Origin of the sequence: Bradyrhizobium iriomotense, from assembly GCF_018129405.1 — a bacterium.
Taxonomy (GTDB): domain Bacteria; phylum Pseudomonadota; class Alphaproteobacteria; order Rhizobiales; family Xanthobacteraceae; genus Bradyrhizobium; species Bradyrhizobium iriomotense_B.
Genome location: NZ_JAFCLP010000008.1, coordinates 193,806 through 204,675, shown reverse-complemented (window position 1 = coordinate 204,675; position 10,870 = coordinate 193,806). Strand labels below are relative to the sequence as shown.

The 10,870-nt window shown below is 66.2% G+C and carries 8 protein-coding genes and 1 pseudogene; 5 read left to right on the top strand and 4 right to left on the bottom strand.

The window, feature by feature from the left end:
* Positions 1-78: 78 nt before the first annotated feature.
* Entirely contained in the window at positions 79-387 is a 309-nt protein-coding gene (rpmB, locus tag JQ592_RS19170) for a 50S ribosomal protein L28 (protein WP_211404355.1), read from the bottom strand.
* 563 nt (positions 388-950) lie between these two features.
* Between rpmB and JQ592_RS19165 the strand changes: the two genes are divergently transcribed.
* From JQ592_RS19165 to JQ592_RS19145, 5 genes and pseudogenes are all read left to right on the top strand, one after another.
* Positions 951-1,814: a DUF3108 domain-containing protein gene (locus tag JQ592_RS19165; RefSeq protein ID WP_349630477.1), complete on the top strand. Its 864-nt coding sequence runs from the start codon at positions 951-953 to the stop codon at positions 1,812-1,814.
* Positions 1,815-2,595: 781 nt separating this feature from the next.
* The gene (locus tag JQ592_RS19160; protein ID WP_211404354.1) at positions 2,596-5,973 is read left to right on the top strand and encodes a helicase-related protein; all 3,378 of its coding nucleotides are present in this window, start codon (positions 2,596-2,598) and stop codon (positions 5,971-5,973) included.
* 13 nt (positions 5,974-5,986) lie between these two features.
* A pseudogene (locus JQ592_RS19155) lies at positions 5,987-6,256 on the top strand (RNA-binding S4 domain-containing protein); the annotation flags it as partial.
* 132 nt (positions 6,257-6,388) lie between these two features.
* On the top strand, positions 6,389-6,727 hold the full coding sequence (fdxA, locus tag JQ592_RS19150) for a ferredoxin FdxA (RefSeq protein WP_018643465.1): 339 nt from the start codon (positions 6,389-6,391) through the stop codon (positions 6,725-6,727).
* Between the two features lie 345 nt (positions 6,728-7,072).
* Positions 7,073-7,858, top strand: a complete 786-nt coding sequence (locus JQ592_RS19145) for a CarD family transcriptional regulator (RefSeq protein WP_211404353.1) — start codon at positions 7,073-7,075, stop codon at positions 7,856-7,858.
* Between the two features lie 255 nt (positions 7,859-8,113).
* Here JQ592_RS19145 and JQ592_RS19140 read toward each other — a convergent pair whose 3' ends face one another.
* Genes JQ592_RS19140 through JQ592_RS19130 form a run of 3 tightly spaced genes read right to left on the bottom strand, consistent with a single transcriptional unit; the run spans position 8,114 to position 10,866 of the window.
* On the bottom strand, positions 8,114-8,647 hold the full coding sequence (locus JQ592_RS19140) for a response regulator transcription factor (protein ID WP_211404352.1): 534 nt from the start codon (positions 8,645-8,647) through the stop codon (positions 8,114-8,116).
* Entirely contained in the window at positions 8,637-10,034 is a 1,398-nt protein-coding gene (locus JQ592_RS19135) for an ATP-binding protein (RefSeq protein WP_211404351.1), read from the bottom strand. Before JQ592_RS19135 ends, JQ592_RS19140 begins: the two co-directional genes overlap by 11 nt.
* Positions 10,006-10,866, bottom strand: coding sequence for an SURF1 family protein (locus tag JQ592_RS19130; protein ID WP_211404350.1), 861 nt, complete (start codon positions 10,864-10,866; stop codon positions 10,006-10,008). Before JQ592_RS19130 ends, JQ592_RS19135 begins: the two co-directional genes overlap by 29 nt.
* Positions 10,867-10,870 lie beyond the last annotated feature (4 nt).

The following is a 10,870-nucleotide window of genomic DNA, read 5'->3' as shown; positions in this document are numbered from 1 at the left end:
CGGCCGTCACGCAAAACTCTACTGGCTAAGCTTACGCCACGCGACGCTACTTAGCCCCCGCCCTAACGGTAAATCTTCTTAGCTGGCCTTCTTGGCCGGCGCGGTGGTGCCGACCTTCTTCTGGATGGCGCGCTTGAGCTCGAGGGCGCGCGGCGACAGGGCGTCGGCGTTGGCCTTGAGCAGGAAGGCATCGAGGCCGCCATTGTGGTCGACGCTCTTCACCGCGTTGGTGGAGACGCGCAGGCGCACGTTGCGCTCCAGGGCTTCCGAGATGAACGTCACGTTGACGAGGTTCGGCAGGAAGCGGCGCTTGGTCTTGATGTTGGAGTGGCTGACCTTGTGGCCGACGAGGGGGCCCTTGGCCGTCAGTTCGCAGCGGCGAGACATGTCACAAATCCTTGTTCGAGCCCCAAATGAGTTGCGGCCGCCATTCGGGGCGCCACAGGGGCAAATTCTCTGTCCTTGCAGGGAGCGGGCGGACGTATAGGGGGGAAGGGGCGGGTAGTCAAGGCGACGGCCCGTTTTCGGGCCGTCGTCCCGGGGCGGGCGCGAGCCCGAACCCGGGATCTCGCGCGGCAGGGGAGGTCTACTCCCTCGCCCAGCTTGCGGGGCCGCGACGAGCTTCGCTCGCGCTGGGAGGGGTGGGGTGAGGGGGCTCTCCGCGGGGGTGGTGAGAGTTGGTGGGCACCCCTTTGGCAGCACCCCCGCGGAGACTCCCCCTCACCCGGAATCCGCGCTTGCAGCGCGGATTCCGGCCTCTCCCCGCAGGCGGGGAGAGGCGAAGGCCCGATCACCAAAACGGCAATGATTGAAACGCCTTACCATCACATAAAGGGCGTATTCGCACCCGAAGAGTCCGGTGGAGTTCCCGGTGTTTTGCGCCCGGACGGATTGCTTGCCGCGATTTTTGGCTTAACTAACATGGCCTGACGGCCCCATTGGATGGCTTCGTGGATACCCTGACCCCTTACCTGCCCCGGCTGCGTGCGGCCGGCCGGCTGGCCTTCGCGGCCCTTTGCGGGCTCGTCCTGGCGTGGGGGGCGGAGCCCGTGGCCGCGCAGGGCAAGCTCGAGGCGCAGTATGAGGCGACGCTGGCGGGCATTCCCGTCGGCAAGGGCGCCTGGAACATCGACATCCAGGACGACGTGTTCGCGGCCGCGGCCTCCGGCGGCACCACAGGGCTGTTGAAGTCGTTCACGGGCGGGTCCGGCACCGGCGCCTCGCAGGGCCGCGTCGTCAACGGCGCGCTGGTTGCGACCGGCTACCAGGCCTCCACCACCACCCAGAAGAAGACCGAAGAGATCCACATCACCCTCGACAAGGGCAATGTGAAGGAGTTCGGCATCGTGCCGGAGCCGCCGGTCGATCCTGATCGCATCGTCGTCACCGATGCGCATCGCCGCGGTGTCTGGGATCCGATGACGGCCTCGCTCTTGCGCGTGCCCGGCACCGGCGATCCCGTGACGCCGGAGGCCTGCCACAACGCAGCTCCCGTGTTCGACGGCCGCATGCGCTACGACCTAAAACTCGATTTCAAGCGCATGGAGACGGTGAAGGCGGAGAAGGGGTATCGTGGCCCGGTCGTGGTCTGCGCGCTCTATTTCGTCCCCGTCGCCGGCTACATCCCCGACCGCCCCGTGATCAAATACCTCGCCGCCCAGCGCAACATCGAGATCGCGTTCGCCCCGGTCGCGGGCACGCGCATCCTGGTTCCGTTCTGGCTGAAAGTGCCGACGCCGCTGGGACCTGCGATGCTGGAAGCGACCAGCTTCATCACCTCCCCCCAGCCGCCAAGGGTGGCGAAGACGCAGTAAGCCGCGCTGCCCTTCTTCCCTTCTCCCCTTGCGGGAGAAGGTGGCGCGAAGCGCCGGATGAGGGGTATCTCTCCGCGAGTTCGCTCCAGAGATTTGCGCGTGGAGAGAGACCCCTCGCCCGTCTCGCCGCTGTCGCGGCGATCCACCCTCCCCCACAAGGGGGGAGGGTAAGAAAGCACGCCACTTCAACGCCTTACCTGCCGCCACCCCACCAATCGCCCCATCCCCGTTTCTACTGTGCATGGGGTTGTTTTCGCAGTTTTTATTCTGACGCCCCCGGTCCCGGGAATCCATTTGACTCCTCCCCGATTCTGATTCGACTCCGCGCCGTCCCCAATTTTAAGGAACCAGCCCCCGAAACGCCGCTTGTGCGGCAGGGCAAAACTCCATCTAGTGCGCACTTAAGACGAGTCCCGCGACATGTTGCGTGAACGGAACAGGACTCAACGGGGAGTCAGCGATTCGGCCGCGATTCGTTCTAGAGTCGTTCCGATGCTTAAAAACAACGGAAAAAGCGTCGCAAAGTGAGACAGTTGCGCGAGGTTCTTCTCCCTCGCCCCGCTTGCGGGGAGAGGGTCGGGGTGAGGGGGAGTCTCCACGAGGATGGTGACAGACGGGTTCGCGGAGAGTCCCCCTCACCCGGCGCTTCGCGCCGACCTCTCCCCGCAGGCGGGGCGAGGTGACTTCCAAGCGCTTCGCGCCTCAGCTCACACCCCAGTCGCCTCACCGCCCCAAACAGCACTGACATTCGCCCAAATCGGCACTACCTAATCTCCCAGACATGGCCTTCTCTCCCTCCCCCTTCGCTTCCGAGCGCGCACCCGGCGCGGGCGTCACTGCGGTGCTCGGGCCGACCAACACGGGCAAGACCCATCTCGCCATCGAGCGGATGCTGGCGCATCCCTCGGGCATGATCGGGCTGCCGCTGCGCCTGCTCGCGCGCGAGGTCTACAACAAGATCGCCGATCGCGCCGGTGTGGAGAGCGTCGCGCTGGTGACGGGCGAAGAGAAGATCAAGCCGAAGAACCCGCGCTACTGGGTCTCCACCGTCGAGGCGATGCCGCGCGACCTCGATCTCTCCTTCCTCGCCGTCGACGAGGTGCAGATCGCCTCCGACCTCGAACGCGGCCACGTCTTCACCGACCGCATCCTCAACCGCCGCGGCCGCGACGAGACGCTGCTGCTGGGCGCTGCGACCATGCGCCCGATCATCGAGCGCCTGTTGCCGGGCGTGTCCATGATCACGCGCCCGCGGCTGTCCAGCCTCGAATTCGCCGGCGACCGCAAGATCACGCGCCAGCCGCGCCGCACCGCCATCGTCGCGTTCTCCGCCGACGAGGTCTACGCCATCGCCGAGCTGATCCGCCGCCAGCACGGCGGCGCTGCCGTCGTGCTGGGCTCGCTGTCGCCGCGCACGCGCAATGCGCAAGTGGCGATGTTCCAGAACGGCGACGTCGACTACCTCGTCGCCACCGACGCCGTCGGCATGGGCCTCAATCTCGACGTCGACCACGTTGCGTTTGCCTCCGACCGCAAGTTCGACGGCTACCAGTTCCGCCGCCTGACGCCGTCCGAATTCGCGCAGATCGCAGGGCGCGCCGGCCGGGCCACGCGCAACGGCACCTTCGGCACCACGGGCCGCTGCGCACCGTTCGAGCCCGAGCTCGTCAATGCGCTGCAGAACCACACCTTCGACGCCGTGAAGATGCTGCAATGGCGCAACTCGAAGCTGGATTTCTCCTCGCTCGGCGCGCTCCAGGTGTCGCTGAACCAGTCGCCCGGGCATGAGGCGCTGGCGCGCGCGCCGATCGCCGAGGACATGCGCGTGCTGGATCATGCCGCCCGCGACGTCGAGGTGCGCGATATCGCGCATGGCAAGGCCGCGGTGGAACGGCTCTGGGAGGCCTGCCAGGTCCCCGATTACCGGAAACTGTCGCCGGCCGCCCATGCCGAGCTGGTGACCACGCTGTACGGCTTCCTGATGCGGAAGGGATGCATTCCCGATTCCTGGTTCGCGGCCCAGGTCGAGCAGGCCGACCGCATCGACGGCGACATCGACACGCTGTCGGCCCGGATCGCGCAGATCCGCACCTGGACCTTCGTCGCCAACCGCCCGGACTGGCTGAAAGACCCCGAACGCTGGCAGGGGATCACGCGGGAGGTCGAAAATAAATTATCGGATGCGCTCCATGAACGCTTGACTGAGCGTTTCGTTGATCGTCGGACCAGTGTATTGATGCGCCGCCTGCGGGAGAACACGAGCTTGAATACTGAAATCGGCAAGACCGGCGAAGTCATCGTCGAAGGCCATGTCATCGGCCGCCTCGACGGCTTCACCTTTGCACCGGATGCGGCGGAGGCCGGCTCCGATGCGAAAGCCTTGCAGGCTGCAGCGCAAGCGGTGCTCGCCGGCGAGATCAACACGCGCGCCGAAAAACTGGGCAACGCGCCGGACGAGCAGTTCGTGCTGACCTCGGAAGGCACCATCCGCTGGACCGGCGATGCCGTGGCGCGGCTGTCTGCCGCAGAGGACGCGCTGCATCCGCGCATCCGCATCATCTCCGACGAGCGCCTCACCGGCGGCCCTCGCGAGAAGGTGCAGGCGCGGCTCGACCTCTGGCTCAAGACCCATATCGAAAAGCTGCTCGGGCCGATGTTCGAGCTCTCAAAGGCCGAGGACGTCACCGGCATTGCCCGCGGCATCGCCTATCAGCTGGTCGAGGCGCTCGGCGTGCTCGAGCGTCCGAAGATCGCGAACGAGCTGAAGGATCTCGACCAGCCCTCGCGCGCGACGCTGCGCAAATATGGCGTCCGCTTCGGTGCCTACCACATCTATTTCCCCGGCCTGCTCAAGCCCGCCGCGCGCGCGCTCGCAGCGCTCCTGTGGGCGCTGAAGCAGGACAATGTCGATCTGTCCGCGCTCTCGGGCGCGCAGCATCTGGCCTCGTCGGGCCGCACCTCGTTCCCGGTCGACAAGCAGCTGCCGCGCGATGCCTATCGCGTGCTCGGCTACAAGCAGGCCGGCGAGCGCGCCGTGCGCGTCGACATCCTGGAGCGTCTTGCCGACCTGATCCGCCCGGCGCTGGCCTGGCGCGAGAACTCGCCCGGCGAAAAGCCCGCCGGTGCGTTCGACGGCCGCAGTTTTGTGGTGACCCAGGCGATGACCTCGCTCACGGGTTCGGCGGGTGAGGACTTTGCCTCGGTGCTGCGCGCGCTCGGCTATCGCATGGAGAAGCGTCCGCCGCCGCCGGTGAAGCCGGTGGCGCCCGCTGCCGAGACGGTCGCTGCCGAGACGCCGCCCGCTGAAGGCAGCGCGGAGACGTCAACCGAGACCGCCGCGGAGGCCGCTGCAGGCTTGCCGGAAGAGGCGGCTGTGTCCGTCGAAGCCGTCACCGTCGAAGACGCGCCCGGCATGGAGCAGCACGACGAGCCCGCCCATGAGGAGCCGGCGCTCGAAGCTTCTCCTGAAGCGCCCGTCACGCCCGAAGATGCCCCCGGCATCGCGCCGCCGGCCGAAGAGGCGGCTGCACCCATTGAGGCTGCCGGCCTGGAAGCCGCGCCTGCAGAGACCGCCGCGACGGAAGCTGTCGCATCGCCCGATGCTGCCGCGCCTGTCGAAGCCGCTGCCACGCCCGCCGAGCCCGAGCTGGTCGAGGTCTGGCGTCCCGGTGGCCGTCACGAGGATCGCAAGCCGCGCCACGAGCGCCATCGTCACCAGCGGCACCATCATCAGTCGCGCCCGCAGGCCGGTGCTGAAGCCGGCAGCGCGCCCGCGGAGGCTGCGTCCGGCGAAGCTGCCGAAGGCGGCAAGCCCGGTGAGCGCCATCGTCATGGCGGGCATCGCAAGGATTTCCGCAAGGGCCGCGAAGAGGGTGGCGGCGATCGCCGCGAGCAGCGCAGCGACAACAACCGCCGCTTCGAGGGCAAGGATCGTGATCGGGGCAAGGGCAAGCCCGGCGATCGTGACGGCGGCCGCGAACACCGTGGTGGCCGCGACCGCGACAAGGGCCGCGATCGTCGCGATCGCGAGTCAGGTCCGTCGCTGCGGCCCTACGCCTCCAGCGCGAACCCGCGCGAGCGCGATCGTCCGATCGATCCCAACTCGCCCTTCGCAAAACTCGCCGCGCTGAAGGAGCAGCTCTCGGGGCGCAAGGAGTAGTCCCACGACGACCGAGCGGCAACGTCTCGACAAATGGCTGTGGCACGCGCGGGTGGTGAAGGCGCGCACCTCCGCGGCCGAGCTGGTCGCATCGGGCCACGTCCGCATCAACGGCGCGCGTGAGACCTCGCCCGGCCATGCGGTCAAGCTCGGCGACGTCCTCACTATCGCGCTCGACCGCACCGTGCGCGTGTTGAAGGTCACAGGCTTCAACGAGCGCCGCGGCGATGCCGCCTCGGCGCGCGTGCTCTATGAGGAGCTGAGTGAAGCGAAACGCAATTAATTGCGCTTCGAATTCATTTCTTGGTCGATCAAACACATAAAGCCGTCATGATCGGGCCTTGCCGACCTTGCGGCGCCGGGCCATCCGCGCTACGCAAGCCGCGACTTTTAAAAGAGCTTTTCGGAGCGTTGGATGACTTACGTCGTCACTGAAAACTGCATCAAGTGCAAGTACACCGACTGCGTCGAGGTCTGCCCGGTCGACTGCTTCTACGAGGGTGACAACATGCTCGTCATCCACCCCGATGAGTGCATCGATTGCGGCGTGTGCGAGCCGGAATGCCCCGCCGACGCCATCAAGCCGGACACGGAACCGGGCCTCGAAAAGTGGCTCCAGGTCAACGCCGACTACGCCAAGAGCTGGCCGAACATCACCCAGAAGAAAGAATCACCCGCCGACGCGAAGGAATTCGACGGCATGGAAGGCAAGTTCGAGAAATATTTTTCTCCGAACCCCGGCTCCGGCGACTAATCCGCGCCCAAACTTAACCCTAATACCTTCGTTGCGGCCGAAAACCAGCCCTCAAGACCCCTAAATCATTGATTTTTGCGGGAAATGTGCTATATTGGGCACATTAAGCCGAACCCTCGTCAGCCCAGTTGGCCCCGCCGGGTTCCCGTGAAACCAAATGTCGAACAGGGGCGTGGCAGTTTCCGCGCGCAGGCTGTGTCACAGAAAACGCGTAAAAAGAGTACTTCAGCGAGGGCTTCCCATAAGGAGGCCAAAAAAGTCGCCGCGGCCAGCCGTAGCGCATCCAAGGGTCGGACCGCGACGAAGGCGCCGGCTGCAAAGTCCTCGAAGAACAAAAGAAGCGCAATGCCTAACAAGACTGCCAAGCCGGCCGCGAAAGCGACCGTTTCCAAGCCTGCTGCTGCCAAGGCTCCCGCTGCCAAGCCCGCGCCGAAGGCCCCTGTTGCTGCTGCTCCTGCCAAGGCTCCCGTTGCTGCCAAGCCGGCCGCCAAGCCCGCTGCTGCGCCGAAGGTCGAGGAAAAGAAGGTCGTGACCCAGCGCCAGGGCTTCAAGGCCAACGAATTCGTCGTCTATCCCGCTCACGGCGTCGGCCAGATCCTGGCCATCGAGGAGCAGGAGATCGCCGGTGCGAAGCTCGAGCTGTTCGTCATCAACTTCATCAAGGACAAGATGACGCTGCGCGTTCCGACCGCCAAGGTCGCCAACGTCGGCATGCGCAAGCTGTCCGAGCCCGCGCTCGTCAAGAAGGCGCTCGAGACGCTGAAGGGCCGCGCCCGCGTCAAGCGTACCATGTGGTCGCGCCGCGCCCAGGAATACGAAGCGAAGATCAATTCGGGCGACATCGTCGCGATCGCGGAAGTCGTACGCGACCTCTACCGCTCGGAGTCGCAGCCGGAACAGTCCTACTCTGAACGTCAGCTCTATGAAGCGGCGCTCGATCGTCTCTCCCGCGAGATCGCGGTGGTGCAGCACTCGACCGAGACCGAAGCGGTCAAGGAGATCGAGGCCCAGCTCGCCAAGAGCCCGCGCCGCAACGCCAAGGCGGAAGCCGCCGAGGGCGAGGCGGATGCCGAGGGCGATGCCGACGATACCGATGGCGACGACACCACCGTCGCCGACGAGGCGGCGTAAGCCCACGTCGATTGCAAGAGATCAAAAGCCCGGCCGCTCGGCCGGGCTTTTTGTTTGGGGTTTGTGGGCGGGATGACGCGTCATCCGCGATGACGGCTCAGCAAACTCAGTGTCGTCCCGGCGAAGGCCGGGACCCTTACTCCCAAGCAGTGGTTTGGCGAAGACACGTCGTTCGGTACTTCTATCGATCGCAACGATAGATTCCGCGGTATGGGTCCCGGCCTTCGCCGGGACGACGAGAGGAGACAGCGTCTCTCACTTCACCGGCCGCTTCTCGAGCTTCCGCGCCAACGTGCGCCGGTGCATCCCGAGCCTTCGCGCCGCCTCCGAAATATTGAAATCCGTCTCGATCAGCGTCTGGTGGATGCGTTCCCATTCCAGCGTCTTGATCGAGGTCGGCCGCGTATCGAGCGCAACGTCGGCGTTGCCTTCGGCCTTGTGGAAGGCGGCTTCGATGTCGTCGGTGTTGGAGGGCTTTGCCAGGTAGTGGCAGGCCCCTAGCTTGATCGCCTCGACGGCGGTCGAGATGCTGGCAAAGCCGGTCAGCACCACGATCAGCATGTCCTCGTCGTGCGTGTGCAGCAGCTCGACGCAGGCGAGCCCCGAGGCGCCGCCGAGCTTGAGATCCACCACGGCATGGCCGAAGGTACGCTCCTCCAGCACCTTGCGCACCTCTTCGATCGAGGCGGCCAGCACGACCTCGTAGCCGCGGCGCTCGAACGAGCGCTTCAGCGTGCGCGCGAAGCCAGCATCGTCCTCGACGACGATGAGCGAACGGTCAGGCGTCAAAGCTGCCTCCGATCGCGAGCGTTGCGAGCGGCAGGGTGAGACGCACCGTGGCGCCGCGCTTCCTGTGGTTCTCCGCGGTCACGGTGCCCCCGAGCTTCCGCACCACGTTCACCACCAGGAACAGGCCGAGCCCTCCGCCGGCGCGGCCCTTGCTGGAGTGATAGGGTTTTCCGAGCTGCGCCAGCATCTCCGGCGCAAAGCCCGGGCCGCGATCGCTGATCGACAGCACGAGATTGTCGCCCTCGCGTTCGGCCAGCAGCTCGACCCATTCGCGCGAGACTTCATAGGCGTTGTCGAGCACGTTGAAGATCACCTGCTTCAGTGCGATGTCGGAGACGATCGCGACGTCCTCGCCGAAGGTGTTGACGAAATAGAGCGTGCGGGCCGAACGCGCGTCGCGCCATTCCTCGACCAGGGCAGTGACGAAAGCCGTCACCGTGGTCGGCGAGGAGCCTTCGCCGCGGGCTTCGCCGGCCGACACCAGGATGCCTGTGACGATCGACTTGCAGCGCTGCAGCGAGGTCTCCATCTCCGCGAGGTCCTCGGCGAGCTCCTGCTTGGCGACAAGGTCCGGCATGCGGCGCCAGTCGCTGAGGATGACCGAGAGCGAGGCCAGCGGTGTGCCGAGCTCGTGGGCGGCGCCGGAGGCCAGGAGGCCCATGCGGACGATGTGATCCTGCTCGGCCGCATGCTGGCGCAGCGCCGCCAGATGCGCGTCGCGCTCGCGCAAGTTCCTGTTGATGCGGGTCACGAACACGACGAGCAGCACGGCGTTGAGCATGAAGCCGAGCAGCATGCCTGTCACGGTGAGGCTGTAGGTCTCGCTGATCGGGTTCGGCGGCAGCTCGAGCGGCCGGTAGGCCAGCGTCAGCCAGACGAAGCATGCGCAGGTCAGCGCCACCAGCGACCAGGTCGAGCGGGCATCGAGCAGCACGGCAGCCAGCGTCACCTGGAGCAGGAACAGCGAGGTGAAGGGATTGGTCGCGCCGCCGCTGAGGTAAAGCTGCGCGGTCAGCGCGGCGACGTCGAGCATCAAGGCGACCAGCAGCTCGTTGCTGGAGATCGCGGCGCGATGGCGGACCCAGATCAGGCTCGAGACGTTGAGCAGCACCAGTGCGCCGATCACCGCGCCCATCCGCTCCAGCGGCAAGGGAATGCCGAGCCAGAAATGCACGCCGCCGATGGTCACGATCTGGCCGACCACGGCGGTCCAGCGCAGCTGGATCAGCAGCGCCATGTTCTTGCGGTTGGTCTCGTCGTCGGTGGGCGCAGCGCCGATTAGCTCGCTGCGCGCGTCCGCCTGCGATTGCAGCGTGACGGCCAGCTCGCCAAGCGGTTGGGAAGACGTTCTTCCGTCGTCAGGCCTGTTCGACGATCGTTCCAGCATCTGATCCCGTCCTGCGGGCGGAGGCATCAGGGCCGCCGGCCGGTTCGTGGACGAAGCCCTTCCGGGCTTTCTTGCGGCGGAACAGCCCGCCGCCGAATGTGACGAAAAGTTTACCGGCCAGCATGAAAGCCAGGGCAAACCACGTCAGCGCATAGATCAGGTGGTTATTGGGAAAGCGGATCACGGTCAATCCGCCGATGGGCGCGCCGGCGCTTTGTGATCCGGCGTCGGCATCGACGAAAAAGGGTGCGACATCGTGGAGGCCGCGTGCCGCCGCGATCGCAGCGACATCGCGCGAGTACCAGCGGTTGTGCTGGGGCACGTTGTTGCGGAGGAAGCCGCCTTTCGGCTCGGTGATGCGCAACAGGCCGGTGATCTCGACCTGGTCCTCGGGATTGCCGGCCTGGCGCGTCGACGCGTCGCGCCGTTCGGTCGGCACGAAACCGCGGTTGATAAGGACCTGCGTGCCGTCACCGCGCTGAAGCGGCGTCAGCACCCAATAGCCGGGCCCTTCCTCGGTCACGGCCTGAACCAGCGTCTCGCGGTCATGCAGGAAGCGGCCGGTGACGCTGACATGCCTGTATTCGTCGCTTGCCGCGTTCACTGCGGGCCACGCCGCGGGCGCGGGGATCGGCTGGGCCGGGGCATGGACGCGCTGCTCGACGCGGTCGATCAGCGCCAGCTTCCAGGTGCGGCGCTCGATTTGCCAGACGCCGAGGGCGATCAGAATTGCAAAGGCCGCGAGCGAGAGGACCGTGAGCCACAAGGACGGGCGCGCAGTCTTGCGGGGCGCGTCCGTTGCCTTGCTCGTCACAGTCCGAGTCTTGCTCACGTCA